Origin of the sequence: Pseudomonas sp. RW10S2 (genome assembly GCF_014268985.1) — a bacterium.
Lineage (GTDB): Bacteria > Pseudomonadota > Gammaproteobacteria > Pseudomonadales > Pseudomonadaceae > Aquipseudomonas > Aquipseudomonas wayambapalatensis.
The window spans coordinates 12,016-35,845 of the sequence record NZ_JABWRO010000050.1; the positions used below are offsets into that span (position 1 = coordinate 12,016).

Annotated in this window: 24 protein-coding genes; 11 read left to right on the forward strand and 13 right to left on the reverse strand. The window is 63.4% G+C overall.

The features are described from left to right. Positions 1 to 19 precede the first annotated feature (19 nt). From HU729_RS12935 to HU729_RS12950, 4 genes are read left to right on the forward strand one after another with little or no spacing between them, the layout of a single operon-like run. Complete coding sequence (locus HU729_RS12935) at positions 20 to 2,605, forward strand: fimbria/pilus outer membrane usher protein (RefSeq protein WP_238348369.1); 2,586 nt, start codon at positions 20 to 22, stop codon at positions 2,603 to 2,605. Between the two features lie 11 nt (positions 2,606 to 2,616). Continuing rightward, positions 2,617 to 3,537 carry a fimbrial protein gene (locus HU729_RS12940; RefSeq protein WP_186710324.1) on the forward strand — a complete coding sequence of 307 codons (921 nt, stop codon included), beginning with the start codon at positions 2,617 to 2,619 and terminating at the stop codon, positions 3,535 to 3,537. A 17-nt stretch (positions 3,538 to 3,554) separates the two neighbouring features. After that, complete coding sequence (locus HU729_RS12945) at positions 3,555 to 4,034, forward strand: spore coat protein U domain-containing protein (protein ID WP_186710326.1); 480 nt, start codon at positions 3,555 to 3,557, stop codon at positions 4,032 to 4,034. A 16-nt stretch (positions 4,035 to 4,050) separates the two neighbouring features. After that, entirely contained in the window at positions 4,051 to 4,557 is a 507-nt protein-coding gene (locus HU729_RS12950; protein WP_186669216.1) for a fimbrial protein, read from the forward strand. A gap of 267 nt (positions 4,558 to 4,824) precedes the next feature. On the opposite strand, the gene HU729_RS12955 is transcribed toward HU729_RS12950, so the two are convergent. The 9 genes from HU729_RS12955 to HU729_RS12995 form a co-directional block, all read right to left on the reverse strand. Then, positions 4,825 to 5,511: a S24 family peptidase gene (locus tag HU729_RS12955; RefSeq protein WP_186669218.1), complete on the reverse strand. Its 687-nt coding sequence runs from the start codon at positions 5,509 to 5,511 to the stop codon at positions 4,825 to 4,827. Positions 5,512 to 5,736: 225 nt separating this feature from the next. Further along, a complete protein-coding gene (gene ppa / locus HU729_RS12960; RefSeq protein WP_003255365.1) occupies positions 5,737 to 6,264 on the reverse strand; it encodes an inorganic diphosphatase in 528 nt (175 codons plus the stop codon). A gap of 93 nt (positions 6,265 to 6,357) precedes the next feature. Further along, positions 6,358 to 7,173, reverse strand: a complete 816-nt coding sequence (locus tag HU729_RS12965) for a M90 family metallopeptidase (RefSeq protein ID WP_186669220.1) — start codon at positions 7,171 to 7,173, stop codon at positions 6,358 to 6,360. 6 nt (positions 7,174 to 7,179) lie between these two features. Then, complete coding sequence (locus tag HU729_RS12970) at positions 7,180 to 7,827, reverse strand: DedA family protein (RefSeq protein ID WP_186669223.1); 648 nt, start codon at positions 7,825 to 7,827, stop codon at positions 7,180 to 7,182. A 209-nt stretch (positions 7,828 to 8,036) separates the two neighbouring features. Continuing rightward, positions 8,037 to 8,495 carry a GNAT family N-acetyltransferase gene (locus HU729_RS12975; RefSeq protein ID WP_186669225.1) on the reverse strand — a complete coding sequence of 153 codons (459 nt, stop codon included), beginning with the start codon at positions 8,493 to 8,495 and terminating at the stop codon, positions 8,037 to 8,039. 108 nt (positions 8,496 to 8,603) lie between these two features. Further along, positions 8,604 to 9,422 carry an ethanolamine ammonia-lyase subunit EutC gene (gene eutC, locus HU729_RS12980; RefSeq protein ID WP_186669228.1) on the reverse strand — a complete coding sequence of 273 codons (819 nt, stop codon included), beginning with the start codon at positions 9,420 to 9,422 and terminating at the stop codon, positions 8,604 to 8,606. 8 nt (positions 9,423 to 9,430) lie between these two features. After that, the gene (locus tag HU729_RS12985; RefSeq protein WP_186669230.1) at positions 9,431 to 10,825 is read right to left on the reverse strand and encodes an ethanolamine ammonia-lyase subunit EutB; all 1,395 of its coding nucleotides are present in this window, start codon (positions 10,823 to 10,825) and stop codon (positions 9,431 to 9,433) included. 49 nt (positions 10,826 to 10,874) lie between these two features. Next, positions 10,875 to 12,323 carry an ethanolamine permease gene (gene eat, locus HU729_RS12990; protein WP_186669232.1) on the reverse strand — a complete coding sequence of 483 codons (1,449 nt, stop codon included), beginning with the start codon at positions 12,321 to 12,323 and terminating at the stop codon, positions 10,875 to 10,877. 198 nt (positions 12,324 to 12,521) lie between these two features. After that, a complete protein-coding gene (locus HU729_RS12995) occupies positions 12,522 to 14,042 on the reverse strand; it encodes an aldehyde dehydrogenase family protein (RefSeq protein WP_065861505.1) in 1,521 nt (506 codons plus the stop codon). A 243-nt stretch (positions 14,043 to 14,285) separates the two neighbouring features. Here HU729_RS12995 and HU729_RS13000 point away from each other — a divergent pair, with 243 nt between their 5' ends. From HU729_RS13000 to HU729_RS13015, 4 genes are all read left to right on the forward strand, one after another. Beyond that, positions 14,286 to 16,283, forward strand: a complete 1,998-nt coding sequence (locus HU729_RS13000) for a sigma-54-dependent Fis family transcriptional regulator (RefSeq protein ID WP_186710328.1) — start codon at positions 14,286 to 14,288, stop codon at positions 16,281 to 16,283. Positions 16,284 to 16,349: 66 nt separating this feature from the next. Beyond that, positions 16,350 to 17,699: a UDP-N-acetylmuramate:L-alanyl-gamma-D-glutamyl-meso-diaminopimelate ligase gene (mpl, locus tag HU729_RS13005; RefSeq protein ID WP_186710329.1), complete on the forward strand. Its 1,350-nt coding sequence runs from the start codon at positions 16,350 to 16,352 to the stop codon at positions 17,697 to 17,699. After that, positions 17,696 to 18,325 (forward strand): flavin prenyltransferase UbiX, encoded by a 630-nt coding sequence (gene ubiX, locus HU729_RS13010; protein ID WP_054892796.1) that lies wholly within the window; start codon positions 17,696 to 17,698, stop codon positions 18,323 to 18,325. Before mpl ends, ubiX begins: the two co-directional genes overlap by 4 nt. Continuing rightward, on the forward strand, positions 18,322 to 18,609 hold the full coding sequence (locus HU729_RS13015; protein WP_186669238.1) for a YceK/YidQ family lipoprotein: 288 nt from the start codon (positions 18,322 to 18,324) through the stop codon (positions 18,607 to 18,609). Before ubiX ends, HU729_RS13015 begins: the two co-directional genes overlap by 4 nt. A 108-nt stretch (positions 18,610 to 18,717) precedes the next feature. Here the strand turns inward: HU729_RS13015 and HU729_RS13020 are convergent, their stop codons facing one another. The 3 genes from HU729_RS13020 to HU729_RS13030 form a co-directional block, all read right to left on the reverse strand. Then, the gene (locus HU729_RS13020) at positions 18,718 to 19,362 is read right to left on the reverse strand and encodes an oxidoreductase (RefSeq protein WP_186669240.1); all 645 of its coding nucleotides are present in this window, start codon (positions 19,360 to 19,362) and stop codon (positions 18,718 to 18,720) included. 27 nt (positions 19,363 to 19,389) lie between these two features. Then, positions 19,390 to 21,123, reverse strand: coding sequence for a C13 family peptidase (locus HU729_RS13025; RefSeq protein WP_186710331.1), 1,734 nt, complete (start codon positions 21,121 to 21,123; stop codon positions 19,390 to 19,392). A 94-nt stretch (positions 21,124 to 21,217) separates the two neighbouring features. Next, positions 21,218 to 21,673 carry a MaoC family dehydratase gene (locus tag HU729_RS13030; protein ID WP_054892800.1) on the reverse strand — a complete coding sequence of 152 codons (456 nt, stop codon included), beginning with the start codon at positions 21,671 to 21,673 and terminating at the stop codon, positions 21,218 to 21,220. A 148-nt stretch (positions 21,674 to 21,821) separates the two neighbouring features. On the opposite strand from HU729_RS13030, the gene HU729_RS13035 reads away from it, so the two are divergent. From HU729_RS13035 to HU729_RS13045, 3 genes are read left to right on the forward strand one after another with little or no spacing between them, the layout of a single operon-like run. Further along, on the forward strand, positions 21,822 to 22,184 hold the full coding sequence (locus HU729_RS13035) for a CidA/LrgA family protein (RefSeq protein WP_186669247.1): 363 nt from the start codon (positions 21,822 to 21,824) through the stop codon (positions 22,182 to 22,184). Beyond that, entirely contained in the window at positions 22,181 to 22,897 is a 717-nt protein-coding gene (locus HU729_RS13040) for an LrgB family protein (RefSeq protein WP_186710333.1), read from the forward strand. Before HU729_RS13035 ends, HU729_RS13040 begins: the two co-directional genes overlap by 4 nt. Positions 22,898 to 22,906: 9 nt before the next feature. Beyond that, positions 22,907 to 23,497 (forward strand): LON peptidase substrate-binding domain-containing protein, encoded by a 591-nt coding sequence (locus HU729_RS13045; RefSeq protein ID WP_186710341.1) that lies wholly within the window; start codon positions 22,907 to 22,909, stop codon positions 23,495 to 23,497. A gap of 44 nt (positions 23,498 to 23,541) precedes the next feature. Here the strand turns inward: HU729_RS13045 and HU729_RS13050 are convergent. Beyond that, positions 23,542 to 23,830, reverse strand: a 289-nt coding sequence (locus HU729_RS13050; RefSeq protein ID WP_186710350.1) for a phosphatase PAP2 family protein, incomplete at its 5' end; no start/stop codon positions are given.

A 23,830-nucleotide genomic window follows, 5' to 3' on the forward strand; every position in this document is an offset into this window, starting at 1 on the left:
CGCCATGGCAACGGGGCGCATGAGTCAGCGGCTGCGTCACACCCCGGCTGCCTGTCTATCCTTGGTTTTCGTTTGCGCTGGTCCATCCAGTGCGCTGGCTGCCATTGATTTCGATCCCAGCTTTCTGGAAATCGGCGGAGGACGCGGCGGTGAGGCTGTGGTTGCGCAAGTTGGTGCGCTCAGTCAAGGCCAATTGCCCGGAATCTACCAGGTGTCGCTCAGCTTGAACGGCAAGGCGCTGGATGTGCGGGATGTTCAGTTCATCCGCACGCCGGCAGACCAGCCGGCGAGCATCACCGCGTTGTACCCTTGCTTTACCCTGGCTGCGTTGCAGGAGTTGGGCGTCGATACTGACCGTCTTGCGAGCGCCGAAAGTTACGAACATGGGTGTATAGCGTTTTCCGGCAGCTTGGCTGGCGTGACGTATGACTACAACTTCGGCAAACAGCAGTTGCAGTTGCAAGTCCCTCAAGCGTTCATTGGCGAAGTGCCCTTCGAGTTGCGGCGTCGGCGTTGGTCGGACGGTGAGTCTGTGGCGTTCGCCAACTACACGTTCACCGGCAGCGATAACCGCAACGACAACAGCCGCCGGCAAGCAGAATTCGGCAGCCTGCGCAGTGGGATCAATGCCGGTGCATGGCGTCTGCGTAATTTCTCTACGTACCAGAAAAGTACAGGCACGGCAGGCCAGTGGAAGTCGGTGGATACCTATGTCCAGCATGCGCTCGGCGACAGTATGGCCATTGCGACCGTTGGCGAGGGTGCGACCAGCAGTGACTTGTTCGATGCGATTTCCTATCGCGGCGTCAGTGTCGCGACGGACTTGGACATGCTGCCGGATGATGCGCGTAACTTCGCCCCAGTGATCCGCGGGATCGCCAACGGTCGCTCGTTGGTGACGCTGCGTCAACGTGGTTATGTCATTAGCGAGCAGTGGGTGCCGTCTGGCCCGTTTGCGCTGAAAAACCTGTATTCCACACCCAATAATGGTGACATCGAAGTGACCGTGGAGGGGCCCAATGGCGATCGTCAGGTCTACGTTCAATCGTTCTCGTCGGTGCCTTACATGCTGCGCGAAGGGCAGCAGAGCTATGAATTCACCGTGGGCCAGTATCGTTCCGCCAACTCGACGTCCGGCCTGCCAAAACCGACCTTCGCCCAGCTTAGCTACCGCCGCGGCGTGGCCAGCGGCACGACGCTGCTGGCCGGCAGCATCTTGAGCGCTGATTATCGTTCCGCGCTGTTCGGCATCGCGCAGGACATCGCAGGCTTTGGCGCAATTTCTCTTGACGTGACTCAGGCAGCGACGCGTGGTATCGATGCGCGCAGCAGTTCTGGCCAGTCGTATCGCTTTCGCTACTCGAAGTCCGTAGAGGCGACCGACACCAATTTCAGTCTGGTTGGCTACCGTTATTCCACAGCGGGCTATTACAGTTTCAACGAGGCGGTCAACTTGCGTGCCAAATCGCCTGCGACCGCAGTGATTGATGACGAACACTTGCTCGACAGCGCGTTGTTAGCTTCCGAGTACTTTTCCGGGCATATGAAAAGTGCGTTCTCCGCCAATATTTCGCAGCAGTTCGGCGCGTATGGCGGAATGTTTGCCAACCTTAGCAAGACCCAGTTCTGGAACCAGACACGCAGTACCACCTCGCTTCAATTGGGCTATAACTTCAGCGTCGGCAGTGCAGCCTATACCCTGAGCCTGGCCCAAGCGCGCGGGGCAGGGCAAACCCAGAACAGTGTATCGATAGGGGTCAGCCTGCCGCTCGGCGGTCCAGGGTCGAGTCGCAGGGTAAGTGCGGGAGCCAGCCGCGACAATGCTGGCAACGCCAACAGCAACCTCAATTTGAGCGACTCGCTGCTTGCCGACAACGCATTGACCTACAACCTGGGCCTGGAGCAGCGCGATACCCAGGGTGACCGCTTGACGGGACATTCGCTGGCCGCGCGCTACAACGCCGCCAATGCCGTTTGGCACGGTGCCTACAGCTCTGATCGGCAAAGCACGCAATTCGACTATGGCGTCGAAGGTGGCCTGGTCGCCACCAGCGATACTGTCATGTTCACCCAGCCATTGGGCGAGACCAACATCATCGTCTCTACGCCGGGCGCCGCTGGCGTTGGCGTTAAGTCGCGCAGCGGCATCCGCACCAATCAGTCCGGCTATACCATCGTGCCGTCAGCTCAGCCTTATCGGGCTAACAAAGTGTCGCTCAACACCGACACCTTGTCTGACACCACTGACATCAGTGATCTGGTCCAAGAAGTCTCGCCTACACGCGGCGCCTTCATCAAGGCGGCTTTCGAAACCCGTAACGGTCGACGTCTGTTGGTCAGGCTGGTGACACCAGACGGTGAGGAAGCGCCGTTTGCGGCCCAGGCCACTCTCAGTGACCAGGCCGGCCATTTGCTCAGTAGCGCCATGATTGCCGACAGCGGCCGGGTATACCTCACGGGGGTGCCGGATGTATCGCAATTGATCGTCGAGGTGGACGGCAAACCTTGGTGTCAAGCGCCTTTGGATCTCGAACACTTCGCGCTCAAGGGCGAAGGCATCGAGCAGATAGCGATCACCTGCGCGCGTTCACCGATGAGCTCCTAAGGATTCTTGATATGAAGCTTCTTACCTCAACCCCTCGCCCGAACATGGCCCAGACGTGCTGGACAGCACTCATCATGATCATGGCGGTGCTGTTCCACCCCGCTGCGCAAGCGTTCGTCGGCAACAACTTGACCTGCGCCAGCACGCCTTTGCAAATGGACAGAGGCACCTTGGCTCCGGGCGATATATTCACGATTCCCGTGAGCCTTGATTGCAACATCACTCGGCGCTTCCCCGTCGGTGCCAACATCACTTACACCGCGCAATATTCGAACGGTGCACCCCTTGGCACATTTGTGGTCATGGCCAACGGTCAGCAAGTCAGTCGGGGGGGGCTTGGAACTACCGGTACGACTTGCATGCCTAACGGCTGCACCGCGCTGCCTGTCGGCACGCGATTCACGATTTCGACCACTATCTACACGAGGGCGGTGGACAGGCCTGGGCCCTACTTTCTGCTGTTCAACTACGCAATCACTTCCATTGGCGGCTACGAGAATTGGTCGGAGTGGGTTTATTCCGGGTTGGTGCAATACACCGTGGCAAACCCGGCCTGCAGGTTGAACTCCACCGCACCTTCCAACGTGTACTTCGGTACGCTGTCGAACGCTGAAACTGCAAGCGCCAGTCAGGTAGCGAACATCGCTGTCAACTGCCAGTCAGCATCGACCATTCGTGCAACCCTCACACCCACGCAAGCTGTCGTGAACGCGGCACAAGGACTTTCCGCGACCACCTTGTCCGGCTTGTCCATGGCCAGCACCTGGGCTGACACGAACAGCCCGGTCGCACTTGGCAGCGCGCGAAGCATCGCGCTGGCAGCGGGCACTAACAACCTGAGTTTGCGCTTTCAGCCGAGGTTGAATAATGCGGGCGCTCCGCCAACAGGCAATTTTTCCAGCCAGTACACCCTAACGCTAACGTACCCCTGATCTTCCGGAGCTGAACCATGAGAATTCCATTTTTTTGTGCTGCGGCTGCCCTTGTAATGAGCGCATCAGCTAACGCCGCTACCGAGTCGGTGACCATCAACGTGAGTGGCACTCTCACGCGACCGCCGTGCACCTTGACCAGCGCCAGAACCCTCACCGCCAATTTTGGCAGTATCGAATACGACAAAGTGGCCGCAGCGCCGGCAATCGATCTGCCCCTGGCGCTCACCTGTCCAGCTAACTCATCGTTCACGATCGCAATTACGGCTTCGAGCGCGCTGACCGACACCATCGCATCTGCCGGTCGAGCGAACCTCGGCTACCAGCTGCTGCGCAAGGACAACAACACCGCCATCAATGTGCGCGGGGTGGCGCGGACGGTGAGCAATGTATCGGGGGCAGTCGATCTTGGTATGTCGGCCAGGCTGGTTGCGCAGGGCGCGCTGACTGAGGGAGCCTTTTCGGCCTCGGCGGTCGTGAATATTGTTTATCTGTAAATCGACGGGGGCTGGGATGAGGGGGATCATTGCACTGTGCCTGCCTGTGTTGATGTGCCAGGCAAGCCTGGTCCGCGCCGACGCAGCGAGTGAGCTGCAAGTTACCGGCGCGTTGGTACGGCCTTTGTGCACCACACTGTTCCCGCAGAGCCAGAGCGTTTCGTTGCCAGCGATAAGCCGCAACGAACTGACGGCTGGCTCATCTCCTTGGACCGACGTGCCGCTGGCGTTTCGCTGCGCCGACGATACTCGGGTGAATCTGCGCCTGGTGCCGGCTGATGCGGCATACGACGACGCCACGCTCAAGACCACCCTCAATGGACTGGGTTTGCGTCTGCGGCTGCGTGACCTGACTTCGGCCTCGCCGACATCTGCTTTGCGGCTCAACGAAGTGTTGGCGTTCACCGTTTCCGGTGGAAATCTGCAGCTTAGTTTGGGAGCCAAGGCGATCAAGATGGGGGATCAGACTCCAGCGGTTGGGGGGTATCAGACACAGTTGCTGATGGTTATGGAGTATTTGTGAGGGGAAGGCCGATGAGTACTATTGGATTTCTTCGGACAAATAAAAAGCCGGCTTGTGGCCGGCTCTCGGGGACGGGCTTGGCTAATTTTTGGTAAGCCGCAACCGCCTTAACAGGTTGGCCATCGAGGCCTGAAAAAGATGACAAACGGCCGTGTGGGGCGTCGTCAGGTGCTCTGGGATGCGGCTTGTGCCGACCCTCGGCTAAATGTGCCGCGTAGCATACTAGGGCTCGCCAGGGATGCCCAGCGAAAATTGGCACCGGGTGTGTCATACGGGCCGCTGACGGCTGAACCACGACCACCAGAATACCCAACCCAATACCTGCATGCCCTGGGCGTGGCGCTGGGCCGGGGTGTAGCGCTCGACGGCGTAGTTGCGTCGGTCGTGGCTGTGCAGGCACAGCGTGCCGTTCTGCCCCACGCTGAGGCTGTGCACCCGCAGCCGGCCCTCGTGCAGCAGCGCGTAGGTCTGCCCGTCGACCACGCGGGTCAGGCTGCGGTCGATGGCCAGGGCGGCGCCAATGGGGATCAGCGGGGCCATGTTGGCGTCCGGCATGTCCAGGCAGATGGCGTTTTCCGGAAGGATGCCGAGCGTCTCCAAGGCCTGGGCCGACACCAGCAGGTGGCGGTCCGGATCCGGTATGAGCAGGCCGTCGAGCAGGCGGTGGAAATCGACGCAGATCTGCCTGCCGCCATGGCCGGGTAGCGTGGTTTCGGGTTGAGGCAGGCCAGGACGCAGGATCGGGCTCGGGTGCTTGGGGCCTTCGCCGTTGCGCAGCCAGCGGCGATGGACGCAGAACAGGTCGGCGAGTTCGTCCAGGCGCGCCAGGGGAATACCCCGTTTGAACCAATTGTTCACGTGCTGGGGCGTGACCTTGCGCTGGGCGGCGAAGTCGGAAGCGGTCAGGCCACATTCCTGCAGAAGGGTCTTGAGACGGTCACCGGAATTGTTCATGGCGGCGAGTCTAGATTGTGGCGCGAGGCGAGGGAATAAACAGGGTGTTTATGCTGATGGTGGGAATCTGGAGTTTTTGTCGGCCGTTTTTGCAGGCGAATGTGGGATTTTTCTCTTATTTCTGGATGAGGCATTTGAAGACCCCGCAAGAAAACGGTGTCTGTATCTGACAGGCATAAAAAAACCCGGCACACATGGCCGGGCTTTTTCATGGCAAGGCGGTCATCAGCCCTTGTAGGCGGCAACCGACTTGGTGATCGCGGCGCGGGCGGCGTCAGCGCCTTCCCAACCTTCGATCTTGACCCACTTGCCCTTCTCCAGATCCTTGTAGTTGGCGAAGAAGTGCTCGATCTGCTGGATCAGCAGGGCCGGCAGGTCGGTGTACTCTTTCACGTCGACGTACAGCTGCGACAGCTTGTCGTGCGGTACGGCGATGACCTTGGCGTCGCCGCCGCCGTCGTCGGTCATGTTCAGCACGCCGACCGGACGGGCGCGAATCACCGAGCCTGGGGCGACCGGGTACGGGGTGACGACCAGCACGTCCAGCGGATCACCGTCGTCGGCCAGGGTGTTGGGGATGAAGCCGTAGTTGGCTGGGTAGAACATCGGGGTTGCCATGAAACGATCGACGAACAGGGTATCGCTGTCCTTGTCGATCTCGTATTTGATCGGCGCGTGGTTGGCCGGGATCTCGATGGCGACGTAGATGTCGTTCGGCAGGTCCTTGCCCGCAGGAATCTTGCTGTAGCTCATTGGGCTTTGCCCCCGTGATTGACCAAAAAAGTGGCGGCGATTATAGGCACATTCCGCCAACGCATGCCACGGTCGGCCTGATGTGCGGGCAGATCAGACGGAGGCGTCGCGGTACTGCGGGTGCTCGGCTTGCAGGCGTGTCAGGCGGGCCAGCGGGTCCTGGCGGTAGAACAGCGACAATTGCCGGTACACCTGTGGATAACTTTCATGCAGCAAGTCAGGGGCACTGAAGAAGTATTCACTGGTCACGGCGAAGAACTCGGCCGGGTTTTCCGCTGCGTAGGGGTCGATGGCCGTTTCCAGGTCAGGGTTGGCGTCGAGCTGGCGGTTGAGGTCGTCGTAGGCCTGTTGCATGGCCTCGGCCCAGGCACTGACGTCCATGCCTGGGTGCAGGGGCGGCAGGCCATTGGCGTCGCCGTTGAGCATGTCGAGCTTGTGCGCCAGCTCGTGGATCACCAGGTTGTAGGCTTCCCAGCCGCCGCTGGCCTCGACGCCGGCCCAGGCCATGATCACCGGGCCCTGCTGCCAGGCCTCGCCGCTGTGTTCGGCGTCCCACACGTGCTCGACACCACTGGCGTCGCGGTGGCGCTGCGGGCTCTTGAAGTCGTCGGGGTAGAGAATGATTTCGTGAAAGCCCTGGTACCAGTTCAGATCGCCCAGGTGCAGCAGCGGTAGCTGAGCCTGGGCCGCGAGGAACAGACGCTGCTCGTCGTCCAGCTCGACGCCGGGCAGGGTGGTGAGGTGCTTGTCGTAGAGAAACAGCACGCTGGCCTCGCGCAGCCAGCGGTCTTCCTCGTCGCTGATGCCGTCGAGCAGGGGCAGACGGTCACGGATCGCCTGCCACAGTGCTTGATCGACCTGGTAGCGCGCCAGGGTGCGCTTGCGCCGCCAGGCGCTGAACGACCACATGGACGGTCAGTGGGCCTTGGCGGTACGGCCCAGCCGGCCACGCAGCAAACCGAGGATCATCGGCACCAGCGACAGGACGATGATGGCCACGACCATCAGCGACAGGTGCTGCTTGATGAAGGGCACGTTGCCGAAGAAGTAGCCCAGGGTGACCAGGCCGCCGACCCACAGCAGGGTGCCGGCGACGCTGAAGCCGAGGAAGCGCGGGTAGTGCATGTGGGCGATGCCGGCGACGAATGGCGCGAAGGTGCGCAGGATCGGCAGGAAGCGCGCCAGGGTGACGGTCTTGCCGCCGTGGCGTTCGTAGAATTCGTGGGTGCGCTGCAGGTAGTCGCGGCGGAAAATCTTCGAGTTCGGGTTGCGGAACAGCCGTTCTCCGGCCGTGCGTCCGATCACGTAGTTGGTGCTGTCGCCCAGGATCGCCGCGATCATCAGCAGGCCGGCGAGCAGTACCGGGTCCATGCCACCGCCCGCGGCCACGGCGCCGGCGATGAACAGCAGCGAATCGCCCGGCAGGAAGGGCATGACCACCAGGCCGGTCTCGCAGAAGATCACCGCGAACAGAATGGCGTAGATCCAGGGACCATAGTTGGTCACCAGCAGGTCGAGGTAGGCATCGAGATGCAGGATAAGGTCCAGCGGGTTGAATTCCATGTACAGCACCTGTTGTCTTGACCCGCTTCCACGGGCGCGCGATGACGGACGACGTCATTTTGCGTGGGCATGTTCACCGGTGGATAGGTAACTTTTCACACATGACGAATGGGGCATTATACGGCGAAGTCGGGAAGATGCCCGGGGAGTTTGTAGCGGCGGGTTACGGGACGGCAGGTGCCGTCCCCACAGGCCAGAAGCCCGGCTGGTCAATCCTGGCTGATCGGCAGGACGTAGTTCTCGAACTCGGTATCCTTGCGAAAGCCCATGGACTCGTAGGTTTTCATCGCCACCTCGTTGTTGCTGCTGGTGGACACGCGCATGCGTACGGCGTTGGTTTCCTTCGCCATCTTCTTGGCTTCGCGCATCAGATGGTCGGCCACCAGCATGCGCCGGGAATCCTCGGCGACGTAGATGTCGTTGAGGATCCACACGCGCTTGAGCGACAGCGACGAGAAGCTCGGGTAGAGCTGGCAGAAGCCCAGCAGCTTGTGGTCGTCGTCATCCGGCAGGGCCAGGTAGATCACCGACTCGCCGCGTTTCAGGCGCTTCTCGAGGAAGGTGCGCGAGGTATCGGGGTAGGGCAGTTGCCCGTAGAACTCGCGATAGGTGACGAACAGCGGGGTGAGCAGGTCGAGGTGTTCCAGGGTTGCCTTGATGATGCGCATGAGCAGGCCTCAGAGTCCATGTGGGAACGGGGGGATGCAAGCTGCCTCGTACCGGCATGCTGCCCCAAGGCAGCCTAGAAGCGCAATCCGCCTTGGGTTACATGTTTTTTACCCTTCACCGAGCAGGAAGTTTCCGCATTTGTTGGAGGAATTTTCGCTGTCGATGCTGTGGACCTCGGCTTCATCCTTCAGGTTCACCCCTGAAAGCTGCCGGCGACAGGCCTCGCGCATCAGGTACAGCAGGCGATGCGCGGCCATGCCGTAGCTCAGGCCTTCCAGGCGTACGTTCGAGATGCAGTTGCGGTAGGCGTCGGTCAGGCCCACTTTCGGGGCGTAGGTGAAGTACAGGCCCAGGCTGTCGGGCGAGCTCAGGCCGGGGCGTTCGCCGATCAGCATCACGGTCATCCGCGCACCGAGCAGCTCGCCGACCTCGTCGGCCACCGCGACCCGTCCCTGCTCCACCAGGATCACCGGGGCGCTGCTCCAGCCATCGGCGGCGGCCTGTTCCTCGAAGCGACTCAGCAACGGCAAGGTGTGGCGATGCACGGCCAACGCCGAGAGGCCGTCGGCCACCACGATTGCCAGATCGACGCCGCCCGGGTTGGCCTGGGCGTGTTCGCGCAGTTTCAGCGCCGAGTCGTCGCTCAGACGACGGCCCAGATCGGGACGCTGCAGGTACTGGTGACGATCGGCAGCGGCGCTGTGCAGCAAAAGACTGTCACGGCCACGGTCGCTCAGTTGCTGGCGCAGGCCGGCATGGTCGAAGGGCAGGTGTACCGCATCGCGAGCCTGGGCGTGGGCGAACTGGAAGTCCAGTTGCGCGCCGGTCGGCAGGCTTGTGCCGGTACGGCCCAGGGCAATGCGCGCGGGCGTCAGGTTGCGCAGGGCCAGCCAGGGATTGTCATGTGTGGGGGTATGTCGGTCCATGCTCATCCCTATGCGAGCTGCGCCAGCGCGTGGCGGAAGGCCGGAGGCAGGTTGTCGCCGAAGCGCACCCGGCCGTCGGCCTGGGTGAAGATGCCGGTGCGTTCCAGCCAGGCTTCGAATTCCGGGCCGGGTTTCAGGCCGAGGGTCTGGCGCGCGTAAAGCGCGTCGTGGAACGAGGTGGTCTGGTAGTTGAGCATGATGTCGTCGGAGCCAGGGATGCCCATGATGAAGTTGATCCCGGCGACACCGAGCAGGGTCAGCAGGGTGTCCATGTCGTCCTGGTCGGCTTCGGCGTGGTTGGTGTAGCAGATGTCGCAGCCCATCGGCACGCCGAGCAGCTTGCCGCAGAAGTGGTCTTCCAGGCCGGCGCGGATGATCTGCTTGCCGTTGTACAGGTACTCCGGGCCGATGAAACCGACCACGGTATTGACCAGGAATGGCTTGAAATGTCGAGCCACGGCGTAGGCGCGGGTCTCGCAGGTCTGTTGATCGACGCCGTGGTGGGCGTTGGCCGACAGCGCGCTGCCCTGGCCGGTCTCGAAGTACATGAGGTTCTGCCCGAGGGTGCCGCGCTTGAGCGACAGCCCGGCCTCGTAGCCTTCCTGAAGCACGTTGAGGTTGATGCCGAAGCCGGCGTTGGCGGCCTCGGTGCCGGCGATGGACTGGAACACCAGGTCCAGCGGCACGCCTCGGTTGATCGCCTCGATCGAGGTGGTGACGTGGGTGAGCACGCAGGCCTGGGTGGGAATGTCGTAGCGCTGGATGATCGCATCGAGCATTTCCAGCAGGGCGCAGATCGAGGCGATGCTGTCGGTGGCCGGGTTGATGCCGATCATGGCGTCGCCGTTGCCGTACAGCAGGCCGTCGAGGATGCTGGCGGCGATGCCAGCCGGCTCGTCGGTGGGGTGGTTGGGCTGCAGGCGGGTCGACAGCCGCCCGCGCAGGCCCATGGTGCCGCGAAAGGTTGTGACCACGCGGATCTTCTGCGCCACCAGCACCAGGTCCTGGACACGCATGATCTTGGATACGGCGGCGGCCATTTCCGGCGTCAGGCCGGGGGCCAGGGCGCGCAGGCTGGCTTCGTCGGCCGCCTCGCTGAGCAGCCAGTCACGCAGGCCGCCGACGGTGAGGTGGCTGACCGGGGCGAAAGCGGCGGCGTCATGGGTGTCGATGATCAGCCGGGTGATCTCGTCCTGTTCGTAGGGGATCAGCGCTTCGTTGAGAAAGTGACTGAGCGGGATGCTGGCCAGGGCCATTTGTGCGGCGACCCGCTCACCGTCGTTGCTGGCGGCAACACCGGCCAGGAAGTCGCCCGAGCGCGCCGGGCTGGCCTTGGCCATGACTTCCTTGAGGCTGTCGAAGCGGTAGACCAGATTGCCTACCGTGTGTACGAAACTTGCCATACAGAATCTCCAGGGCGCCGCAGGGCTGGCCTGCGGCGTAAGTCGGCGATCAGTGCAAGGCCTCTTCGGCCTTCTGGATCGCGGCGAATTCCTCTTCCGGCGTCCCGGCCACCAGATGGTGGCGACTGTAGAAAGCAAAGTAGGCAATTAATACCGCATAGATCACGGCAGCGCCAATCACCACGCGTGGGTCGACCAGGAAGCCGGCGACCACGGCGATGCAGGCCAGCACCAGCGCCACGCCCGAAGTGAAGATGCCGCCGGGCGTGCGGTACGGGCGCTCCATCTTCGGTCGGCGGATGCGCAGGGTGATGTGCGCGGCCATCATCAGCACGTAGGACAGGGTGGCACCGAACACCGCGACCAGGATCAGCAGGTCACCCTGGCCAGTCAGCGACAGGGCAAAACCGATGATGCCGGGGATCACCAGGGCCAGTACCGGCGCCTTGCTCTTGTTGGTTTCCGAGAGCTTGCGCGGCAGGTAGCCCGCGCGTGAAAGTGCGAAAATCTGCCGCGAATAGGCGTAGATGATCGAGAAGAAGCTGGCGATCAGCCCGGCCAGACCCACCAGGTTGACGAAGCCGCCCATCCAGGTCGAGCCGCCGTACGCCTTCGACAGCGCCTCGACCAGCGGGTTGCCCGAAGCCTTGAGCGCTTCGGAGCCGGCGCCGCCGGGGCCGACCACCAGGATCAGCAGGGCGAAGGCCAGCAGCACCAGCATCGCGCCGATCAGGCCGCGGGGCAGGTCGCGCTTGGGGTTCTTGGTCTCTTCGGCGGCCAGGGGCACGCCTTCGACGGCGAGGAAGAACCAGATCGCATAGGGGATTGCCGCCCAGATGCCGACATAGCCAAATGGCAGGAAGCTGCTGGCGCCGACGGCGTCGGTCTTGGCGATGTCGAACAGGTTGGCTGCATCAAAATGGGGCACCATGCCGATCAGGAACACCGCCAGTGCAATCGCAGCGATGGCGGTGATGATGAACATCAGCTTCAGCGCCTCGCCGACGCCGAAGATGTGGATGCCGATGAAGACGATGTAGAACGCCAGGTAGATCATCCAGCCGCCGATGCCGAACAGCGATTGGCAGTAGGCGCCGATGAACACGGCGATGGCGGCAGGGGCGATGGCATATTCGATGAGGATCGCCGTGCCGGTGAGAAAGCCGCCCCAGGGCCCGAACGCGCTGCGCGCGAAGCCGTAGCCGCCGCCCGCGGTGGGGATCATCGAGGACAGCTCGGCCAGCGAGAAGCACATGCACAGGTACATGGTGGCCATCAGCAGCGTGGCCAGGAACATGCCGCCCCAGCCGCCTTGGGCGAGGCCGAAGTTCCAGCCGGCGTAGTCGCCGGAAATCACGTAGGCCACGCCCAGGCCCACCAGCAGGACCCAGCCTGCGGCGCCTTTTTTCAGTTCACGTTGCTGGAAATAGTCGGAGCCGACTTTCTCGAAATCTACGGAGGAACTTGCCGGCGTGCCGGCGGAGTGATCGCTTGGCATGGTTTCACCTGTTGTTTTTTTGGTGGCCGGAAGGGATTCCGGGCCTTGGTGATTTGTGTTGCAGGAAGCGAGCCAGAGCGGTTGGGGCCGCTTTGCGGCCCATCGCGGGGCAAGCCCGCTCCTACACACAGATTGCGCAATTTCTGTAGGAGCGGGCTTGCCCTGCGATGGGCTGCGCAGCAGCCCCAACGCACTGTTTTAGAAGAAGCCCAGCGGGTTGATGTCGTAGCTCACCAGCAGGTTCTTGGTCTGCTGGTAGTGGTCGAGCATCATCTTGTGGGTTTCACGACCGACGCCGGACTTCTTGTAGCCACCGAACGCGGCATGCGCCGGATACAGGTGGTAGCAGTTGGTCCACACGCGACCGGCCTTGATGCCACGGCCCATGCGGTAGGCGCGGTTGATGTCGCGGGTCCAGACGCCGGCACCCAGGCCGAACTCGGTGTCGTTGGCGATCGCCAGGGCTTCGGCCTCATCCTTGAAGGTGGTGACGCTGACCACCGGGCCGAAGATTTCCTCCTGGAACACACGCATCTTGTTGTTGCCCTTGAGCAGGGTCGGCTGGATGTAATAGCCGGTGGCCAGCGAGCCTTCGAGCTGCTCCACTTTGCCGCCGGTCAGCAGCTCGGCGCCTTCTTCCTGGGCAATCTTGAGGTACGACTGGATCTTCTCGAACTGCTGCTGCGAGGCCTGCGCGCCGACCATGGTGTCGGTGTCCAGCGGGTCGCCGCGCTTGATCTGCAGCACCTTCTTCATCACCACTTCCATGAACTGCGGGTAGATCGATTCCTGCACCAGGGCGCGGGACGGGCAGGTGCACACCTCGCCCTGGTTGAAGAAGGCCAGCACCATGCCTTCGGCCGCTTTCTCGATGAAGGTCGGCTCGGCCTGCATGATGTCTTCGAAGTAGACGTTCGGCGACTTGCCGCCCAGTTCCACGGTGGATGGGATGATGTTCTCGGCGGCGCACTTCATGATGTGCGAGCCCACCGGGGTGGAGCCTGTGAAGGCGATCTTGGCGATGCGCTTGCTGGTGGCCAGCGCTTCACCGGCCTCGCGGCCGTAGCCCTGGACCACGTTGAGCACGCCCTTGGGCAGCAGGTCGCCGATCAGCTCGAGCAGTACGGTGATGCCCAGTGGGGTCTGCTCGGCAGGCTTGAGCACCACGCAGTTGCCGGCGGCCAGGGCCGGTGCGAGCTTCCAGGCGGCCATCAGCAGCGGGAAGTTCCAAGGGATGATCTGGCCGACCACGCCCAGCGGTTCGTGGATGTGGTAGGCGACCGTGTTTTCGTTGATCTCGGCGGCGCCGCCTTCCTGGGCGCGGATGCAGCCGGCGAAATAGCGGAAGTGGTCGACCGCCAGCGGGATGTCGGCGTTGAGGGTCTCGCGGATTGGCTTGCCGTTGTCCCAGGTTTCGGTGATGGCCAGCACTTCGAGGTTCTGCTCGATGCGGTCGGCGATCTTCAGCAGGACGTTGGAGCGGTCCTGCACGCTGGTGCGGCCCCAGGCGTCGGCGGCAGCGTGGGCGGCATCCAAGGCCTTGTCGATGTCTTCGGCAGTGGAGCGGGGGAATTCGGCGATCAGCTTGCCATTCACCGGCGAGGTGTTCTCGAAGTATTGCCCTTTGACCGGAGCTACGAACTCGCCGCCGATGTAGTTGCCGTAGCGGCTCTTGAACGAGACCTTGGCGCCCTCGGTACCGGGATGTGCGTAACGCATGGTGTGTCTCCTGGCTATTGTGTTTGTTGGGGAGTTGAAAAGCGTAGAGCAAAGGTCGGGCCAGCGTGGTGGGCCCTAGCCAAATCAATGACTTGGGTCACGCGCAGGGCGGCTTCGCTGGGCGTGTGTGCCAGTGCTGGCGCGACCAGGGTGACACTTTGTACCGTTTGCGGTACGTGCTTGACCGGGCGGTCGCTGCGGAGGATGCTGGCTGAAATCTCTATCTGCGGAGAACAACAACAAATGCAGAGCAACGCATTCAGCCGCCATGCCCAGCAAGTGCATACCGTTGCCCGTGGCGAAGCTGGCAGCGACCCTTCCATTGCACGCTCCTGGCTGCGCTGCCTGGACGACTATCACCTTGACCCGTCTGTGCTCGAGGCACCGGTAGTGCTCGAGCACGGTCGTCTGCTGGAGAGTCGCGAGCGCCTGCGCCAGGTGCTGAAGATCGCTGACCATGAAATGAACAGCCTGCACCAGCAGCTGTCCGGCGCCGGCCATGCGGTGTTGCTCACCGATGCCCGCGGCGTGATCCTCAATTGTGTCACCTCGCCCACCGAGCGGCGCAGCTTCGAGCGTGCCGGGCTGTGGCTGGGCGCGGACTGGAGCGAGGCCCGCGAGGGTACCAATGGCATCGGTACGTGCCTGGTCGAACGTCAGGCCCTGACCATTCACCAGGACGAGCATTTTCGTGGTCGGCACACCGGCCTGACCTGCTCGGCGAGCCCGGTGTTCGACCCGCACGGCGAGCTGCTGGCAGTGCTCGATGTGTCCTCGGCGCGGCCGGACGTGTCGCGCCAGAGCCAGTTTCACACCATGGCGCTGGTCAACCTCTCGGCGAAGATGATCGAGAGCTGTTATTTCCTGCGTCATTTCGAGCAGCAATGGTTGCTGCGCTTTCATGTGCAAGCCGAGTCGGTCGGTCAGTTCAGCGAAGGGTTGCTGGCGTTCGATGGCGATGGCCGCATCTGCGCCGCCAACCAGAGTGCCCTGAACCTGTTGAGCACCATTCGTGGCGCTGTGCTGGGCAAGCCGCTGGAGATGTTCTTCGCCTGCAGTCATGACGAGCTATTCAGCCGTGCCACGCCAGTCGGCAGTACGGTCTGGCCGTTGCGCACCCGCGATGGCCGCCAGGTGTTTGCCAGCCTGCGCGGGCAGGCGAGGGCGCCGCAATGGACCGTACCGGCCAGCCTGCCCCGGGGCATTCCCGCTGCGCAGCCTGGCATCTGCTTGCTGGACCCGGCCTTGCAACACGATTTCCAGCGTGCCGTGCGCGTGTTCGAACGCGATGTGCCGCTGCTGCTGCGCGGCGAAACCGGCTGCGGTAAAGAGGCCTTCGCCCTGGCCGTTCATCAGGCCAGCCAGCGCCGTGGCAAGCCGTTCGTGGCGGTGAACTGTGCGTCGATCCCCGAGAGCCTGATCGAGAGCGAGCTGTTCGGCTATCGCGGTGGCAGCTTCACCGGGGCGCGCAAGGAAGGGATGCGTGGCAAGCTGCTGCAAGCCGATGGCGGTACCTTGTTGCTGGACGAGATCGGCGACATGCCGCTGGCTTTGCAGACCCGCCTGCTGCGGGTGCTGGAAGAGCGCCAGGTGGTGCCGATTGGCGGTGAGCCGCAGGCGGTGGATGTGCGTATCGTCAGTGCCACGCACCGCGACTTGCTGGAGCGGGTGGAGCAGGGCAGTTTCCGTGAGGACCTGTACTACCGGCTCAATGGCATGGAGGTGGCGCTGCCGGCGGTGCGCGAGCGCAGTGACAGGGGGGCGTTGCTGGACTTCCTGTTGCGCCAGGAGGGGCAAGGGCAGGTGGTGCAGTTGGCTCCCGAGGCGCGCCAGGCGCTGCTGGACTTCGCCTGGCCGGGGAACGTGCGACAGATGCGCAATATGCTGCGCACGCTAGTCGCCTTGTGCGAGGGCTCCCTGATCCGGTTCCCGGACCTTCCCTCTATTGTCAGGACTCGCGCGAGCTCTGTGGGAGCGGGCTTGCCCGCGAACGAGGGCAACGCCCTCGCCTTGCCTTGTCAGGTCGGGCCTCTTCGCGGGCAAGCCCGCTCCCACAGGTCCGGTGTCACGCCTGAGAGATCGGTGGGCGTCGATGTATTGCAGGGTGCAGAACGCCAGGCGCTGCTGGACGTGCTGGAGGCAAAACACTGGCACATGACCCGTGTCGCCGAACACCTGGGCATCAGCCGCAATACCTTGTATCGAAAACTGCGCAAACACGGTATCGCCAGGGCCGGTTGAGCGAAACAGCGGGTGCGATTTCCCTCGCCCTGGGCTACCCTGCCTCGATGTTTTGCGAGGTCGACCATGCACATTCACATTCTCGGTATTTGCGGCACTTTCATGGGTTCGCTGGCGGTGCTCGCCAAGGAGCTCGGCCATCGCGTCACCGGTTCCGACGCCAACGTCTATCCGCCGATGAGCACTCAGCTCGAGGCTCAGGGCATCGAGCTCACCCAAGGCTACGATCCGGCCCAGCTGGAGCCGGCTCCTGACCTTGTGGTCATCGGCAACGCCATGTCGCGTGGCAACCCTGCCGTGGAATACGTGCTGAACAAGGGCCTGCCCTATGTCTCCGGCCCGCAGTGGCTGGCCGACCATGTGCTGCAGGGCCGCTGGGTGCTGGCAGTGGCCGGCACCCATGGCAAGACCACCACCAGCAGCATGCTGGCCTGGGTGCTGGAGCATGCGGGCATGAGCCCGGGCTTCCTGATCGGCGGCGTGCCGCAGAACTTCTCGGTCTCGGCGCGCCTGGGCGGCACGCCGTTCTTCGTGGTCGAGGCCGACGAATACGACAGCGCCTTCTTCGATAAACGTTCGAAGTTCGTGCATTACCATCCGCGCACCGCGATCCTCAATAATCTTGAGTTCGATCATGCGGATATCTTCCCGGATCTGGCGTCCATCGAGCGGCAGTTCCACCATTTGGTCCGTACCATTCCGAGCGAAGGCCTGGTCATCCACCCGACCACCGAACAGGCGCTCGAGCGGGTCATCGGCATGGGCTGCTGGACCCCGGTGCAAACCACCGGCGAAGGTGGCCAATGGCAGGCGCGCCTGCTCAGTCCGGACGGTTCGCGCTTCGAAGTGCTGTTCGACGGTGAGGTGCAGGGCGTGGTGGACTGGGCCCTGACCGGTCAGCACAACGTCGCCAATGCCCTGGCCACGCTCGCGGCGGCGCGCCATGTCGGCGTTGTGCCGGCCATGGGCATCGACGGCCTCAGCGCGTTCAAGAGCGTCAAGCGGCGCATGGAGAAGGTCGCCGAGGTGCAGGGTGTGACCATCTACGACGATTTCGCCCACCACCCGACCGCCATCGCCACCACCCTCGACGGCCTGCGCAAGCGTGTGGGCGAGGCGCCGGTGATTGCGGTGATCGAACCGCGTTCCAACTCCATGAAACTGGGCGCCCACCGTGATGGCCTGCCGGAGAGTGTCAACGATGCCGACCAGGTGATCTGGTACGCCCCGGCCAACCTGGGCTGGGACCTGGCCGCCACGGCAGCGCAGTGCTCGGTGCCGAGCGTGGTGGCCGACAGCCTCGAGGCGATCATCGAGCGGATCAAGGGCCAGGCACGTCCGGGCACCCATGTGGTGATCATGAGCAATGGCGGCTTCGGTGGCCTGCACGGCAAGCTGGCCGAGGCCCTGAAGTGAGCGGCCCGGAGCGCATCACCCTGGCGATGACCGGTGCTTCCGGGGCGCAGTACGGGCTGCGCCTGCTCGATTGCCTGGTGCGCGAGGACCGCGAGGTGCACTTCCTCATCTCCAAGGCTGCGCAGCTGGTGATGTCCACCGAAACCGACGTGGTGCTGCCGCCCAAGCCGCAGGCGATGCAGGCCTTTCTGACCGAATACACCGGCGCTGCCGACGGGCAGATTCGCGTGTATGGCAAGGAAGACTGGATGTCGCCGGTGGCTTCGGGCTCCGGCGCACCTGCGGCGATGGTGGTGGTGCCCTGTTCGACTGGCACGCTGTCGGCAATCGCCACCGGTGCCTGCAACAATTTGATCGAACGGGCAGCGGACGTCACGCTCAAGGAGCGCCGCCAGCTGATCCTGGTGCCGCGTGAAGCGCCGTTCTCCACCATTCACCTGGAGAACATGCTCAAGCTTTCGCAGATGGGCGCGGTGATCCTGCCGGCAGCGCCGGGCTTCTATCACCAGCCGCAGACCATCGATGACCTGGTGGACTTCGTTGTCGCACGGGTGCTCAACCTGCTGAACATACCCCAGGACATGTTGCCGCGCTGGGGCGAGCATCATTACGGGGTCGATGATTGAAGCGCGCGCTGGCAGGCTTGCTGCTGCTGGGCAGCCTGGGTGGTTGCGCGACAGTACGAACGCTGGACGCCAACCAGCCTGGGGCGCCGGTGGTGTATGCCGGCACTCGCCTGGACCTGTATGTGATCAATGGTGGGTGCTGCCCGCGGGATCATTTCGGCGCGGATGCGCCGGCATATCCACGGTTGGATCTGCCTGGGAGCATGTTGCTGGATACTGTACTGTTGCCGCTGTCGTTGCTGACGGCGGTCGGGGTGGGGTTCAACGCCCGCGGCGGCCTGTAACGGCCCTTTCGCGGGTAAACCCGCTCCCACAGGGACCGCACCGTCTTTGAATTCTGTGCGGTCCTGGTGGGAGCGGGTTTACCCGCGAAGAGGCCTCTGAAGGTATTGCTATTTCTTGCCCAGCTTGCGCAACTCGTCGGACTCGACCACCCGAATTCCGTCCTCTTCCTCCAACGCCAGCCGCCACAGTGCCCGGGCCAGGGTGCAGGCCTCGATGCCGCGGTACTTCCCGGGAATCAGCCTTGCGAAAGGCCCGGCCAGTTGCTCGGCCAGCCGTGGCTCGAGCCGCTCACCCAGCAGCAGCGATGGTCGCACGATGGTCAGTTGCGGCCAGTCCTGAGCCTTGAGCGCCTCTTCCATCTCGCCCTTGACCCGGTTGTAGAAGATCGATGATTTGGGGTCTGCACCGAGCGCGCTGATCACCAGCAGATGGCGTGCGCCCATCTCGCGGGCGCGCTTGCTGAAGGCCACGACCATGTCCAGGTCCACTGCACGGAAGGCGGTTTCCGAACCGGCCTGCTTGAGCGTGGTGCCCAGGCAGCAGAAGGCGATATCGACGCGCCCGGCCAGTTGCGGGAGAAACATCGCCGGGTCACCCACTGGGTTTTCCAGGTGCGGATGCTTGGCCAGCGGCCTGCGGGTAGGCGCCAGCACACGGCTGATGGTGGGTTCGTTGAGCAGGCGGTCGAGCAGGTGTTCACCCGTAAGACCCGTGGCTCCGGCAAGCAGGACATGCTGAGGCGTCAAGTACATGATGTCTCTCCCTTGTTACAGCTCAGCTTAGCGGGTTCCAGGCTTTTTTGCCTGCTCCGGCGCGGCTGGCTGGGCCTTGTTTTTCAAGGCCTCCTCGGCTTGCTGCCGGCGCAGGCGCTGCCAGTGCGCGAGCACCTGCGGTGGTGCCCAGATCTGCGGCTCGGAGGCTTCGAAACCTTCCCTTCGTTCCCGTTCGGCAACGCTGTTGCGCGCCAGTTCAAACGCTTGTTTCAGATCGTCGGTCTGATTCAGTGCCTGGGCGAACAGGGCATCGCCGAAATAGGTGAAGTCGGCTTCTTCGGAGCAGCCGAACGAGACCCGGTCAGGGCGCGCTGCAGTCATGATCAGCGTGCGATCATCCTTGAGCGGGGCGATGTAGCCACCTGAATAGCAGGCGGAGATGACAATCACCTTGTCGCGATCTTTCAGCGGGGCGAGGGCGTTGGCCAGTTCGTCGGCAGACAGGTCGGCCAGTTGCAGGCGCGGCTGGTCGAGCACCAGTTGGTGGTCATGGCTGCCGTGGCTGGTCAGGTAGACGAACACGATATCTTCCGGGCCGCTGCGTTCGGCCAGGGTGCGGGCGGCACGGGTGAGGTTCTCGCGGGTGGCCATTGGCCGGTCGGCCAGATGGTCGCGGTGATTGACCAGGGTCACCTGGCCACGGGCGCCGAAGCGCACTCTGAGCATGTTGCTGACATAGTCGGCTTCGCGCAGGAACACGCTCTGCTGGCCATCGCCGGCCAGCACCAGGCTGTACAGCTGGATGGGTGGGGCCGAGCGTGGCACCTTGGCCAGGGCCTCGTCGAGCAGCTTGCCCTGGTTGAGCAGGGCCAGGTCCAGCGGGTCGGGCAGCAGCGTGCCCTTGTCGTCGCGCACGCGCACGCCGTTGATCCACTGGCCGGCCTCGACACGGCCATCGGCCTGAATCAGCCGGCCGCTGCCCTGGTAGGCATCGTTGTCGAAACCGCCAATGTACTGGCTGCCGTCGGCCAGGTGCAGATGACCCTGGCCAGAGAAGCGCCAGTCCTGGAAGCCGCCCTTGTAGCGGCTGCCATCGCTGCCCAGCAGCTCGCCCTGGCCGCTGAGCGCGCCATCCTTGAAGTCGCCGATCCACACGTCGCCGTCGGCGTTCTCGTAGCGGCCGCGGCCTTCGAGGCGGTTTTCCTTGAATTCACCGATGTACTGCTCGCCTTCGACGCTGTCGTAGGTGCCGGCACCTTCGAGCTGGCCGTCGATGAAATGGCCGCTGAACTGGTTGCCGCTGGCATCGCTGCGCACTCCGGCGCCATTGGGCTTGCCCTTGGCGAACAGGCCTTGGTAGCGGCTGCCGTCAGCCAGCTCGAGCTGACCGGCGCCGTCGTACTGGTCGTCCTTGAACTGGCCGCGGTAGGTCTGGTCGTGCTGCTTGAGGGTGCCTTCGCCGTCGCGCCGGCCATGCTTGAAGGTGCCGGCGTAGTGGCTGCCGGGGGTGGTCAGGTCGCCCAGGCCTTCGAACAGCCCAGCGGCGAATTGGCCGCGATAGACCTCGCCGTTGCTGCCGTGCCACTCGCCCTGGCCGTGCCACTGACCGTCCTTGAACGTGCCCGCATACCAACTGCCGTTGGGGTAGTCGATGCGGCCTTCGCCCTGCAGCAGGCCATTGACCACTTCGCCCCGGTAGCGCCCGCCGTCGGGCAGGCGCGCGTCCGGCGGCGACAGCGGTTCGCCTTCGCCGCAGGCAGCGAGCAGCAGGATCAGGGTCAGGGGCAGCAGCGGGCGCATGGCGTAATCCGGGCACAAAGGTGCGCCGAGTATGCCGCAGAATCGGAGCGTGAGACAGCCGTGGCCGGGGCCGCCGAACGGCCCCGGTGCTGCCTCAGACGAAGCAGAGCGACAGTGGCTCGGCGATGTAGGCCGGTTTTTCCTGGCCTTCGATCTCGAGGGTGACGGTGGCCTTGAGCAGCCACTGGCCGGGCTTCTTCTCGGTGGCGTCGGTGAGGTCCACCTTCAGGCGCACGCGGCTGTCGACTTTCACCGGCTGGATGAAGCGCACGCTGTCCAGCCCGTAGTTGACCACCATCTTCAGGCCCTCGGGCAGCACGAGGATGTCTTCCATCAGCTTGGGAATCAGCGACAGGCTGAGGAAGCCGTGGGCGATGGTGGAGCCGAAGGGGGTCTTGGCGGCTTTCTCCGGATCGACATGGATGAACTGGAAATCGCCGGTGGCCTCGGCGAACAGGTTGATGCGCTGCTGATCGATCTTCAGCCATTCGGAACGTCCCAGTTCCTTTCCAACGTACTGCGAAAGCTCTGCAACAGGTACATAGGGCATCGCGACTCTCCAGGTTGTCTTTTGGTACGAAGGTGCAAGATCACCACGGCGCACCGTTGCGGTCAAGTTCTTCCCTTTTCGGCGAATATCGCCTTATACAGGCAGGACGCGTGCTTATAATGGCGCCCGATGCCCCAAGGAGATGCTTATGCTGTTGCGTGGATTGACCTGGCTGGTGATGTTCCAGTTGCTGGGCACGGCGATCAATCACCTGGTACTGCCCATGTTGCCGGGCCCTATCATCGGCTTGCTGTTGCTGCTGGCCTGCCTGATGATCCGCGGCGAAGTTGGCAAACCGCTCAACGAGGCCGCCAGCAGCCTGCTGCGTTACCTGCCGTTGCTGCTGGTGCCGCCAGCCGTAGGCGTGATGGTCTATGCCCGCGACATCGCCGCCGACTTCTGGGCCATTGCCGGTGCGCTGGTGATCTCCTGCCTGGTCACCCTGGTGTTCGTCGGCGTACTGATGCAGAAGCTGATCCATCGCCACGGCAAGCACGAGGAACAGCCATGAGCCTCGACTGGCAGGGTGCATTGCAAGCCGTCATTCACCACCCGTTGTTCGGGATCGGTATCACGCTTGGGGTTTACCAACTGGTACTTGCCGGCTACGAGCGCACCCGTTGGATCTTCCTGCAACCGGTGTTGGTGTCGATGCTGGTCCTGATCGGTGTGCTGCTGGCGTGTGGCATCGACTACAGCGAGTACAAGCGCAGCACCGAAATCCTCAATATTCTCCTCGGACCGGCCACTGTGGCCCTGGCGGTCCCGCTCTATCTCAACCTGCGGCGTATCCGCCAACTGTTCTGGCCGATCTTTACTACGCTGGTAATCGGGGGAGTGTTCGCCACCTTGGCCTGCGTGACGCTGGGCTGGTGGCTCGGCGCCGAACACATGATCCTGATGACCATGGCGCCCAAGTCGGTGACCTCGCCCATCGCCATGCTGGTGGCCGAGCAGATCGGTGGCGTAGCGGCATTGGCGGCGGGATTCGTGCTGATCACCGGGGTGATCGGCGCCATCTTCGGTCCGGCCCTGCTGACGCGCTGTGGTGTGCGCAGCCCCGAGGCGCGGGGTATGGCCCTGGGCGTCACCGCACACGCGGTGGGCACCTCGGCGGCCTTGCAGGAAAGTGATGAATGCGGCGCTTTTGCCGCACTGGCGATGAGCCTGATGGGCGTGGCCACGGCGGTGTTCCTGCCGCTGGCAGTCAGTCTGGTGGCTTGAGGAGTCGAGATGACGTTACCGCTGTTCCCCCTCAATACCGTGCTGTTCCCCGGCTGCCTGCTGGACTTGCAGATCTTCGAGGCGCGTTACCTGGACATGATCGGCCGCTGCATGAAGCAGGGCGAAGGTTTCGGGGTGGTGTGCATTCTCGAAGGCGAGCAGGTCGGCAAGGCGCCGGCAGGCATCGCTGCGTTCGGCTGCGAGGCGTTGATCCGCGACTTCGTGCAGCAGGACAACGGCCTGCTGGGCATCCGCGTCGAAGGTGTGCGGCGCTTCAGGGTGGAGCAGACCGATGTGCTCAAGGATCAGTTGATGGTCGGCGAGGTGCAGTGGCTGGCCGAGCTGAGCGACAGCCCGCTGGGCGAGCAGGATGATGACCTGCTGGCGCTGCTGGTCGCGCTGGGCGAGCACCCGATGGTCGAGGCGCTGGACATGCCGCGCGAGGTGGACGGGCGCCAGTCGCTGGCCAACCAACTGGCGTACCTGCTGCCGTTCATGGAAGAAGACAAGATCGATCTGCTGGCGATCGACTCGCCGGCGCAGCGGCTGGAGGCGATCCAGGCGCTGCTGGAGCGGATTCAGGGCGAGTTGTTCGCCTGAAGTTGCGGGTTGCCAGCGTCAGGGCCGGCAACCCGCGCATCACTTCAATACTGATAGCGCAGCAATGCCTTGGGCAACGAGTGCATGGCGAAGAACGCCAGCAGCGCGATACACGCCGGCAAGATCAGCCACCACACCTTCTGCGGCATTGCCCTCAGTGGCTCGCGATACTGCACCAGCGTCAGACTGGCCGCACACACGCAGCACGCCAGCAAGGCCCCGGCCAGGATGTCGGTGGGCCAGTGCACACCCAGGTACACCCGTGACAGCGCGATCGACAGCGCTGGCAGCACCCCCAGCAGCACCCAGGTCAGGCGCATGCGCGGCGGGCGG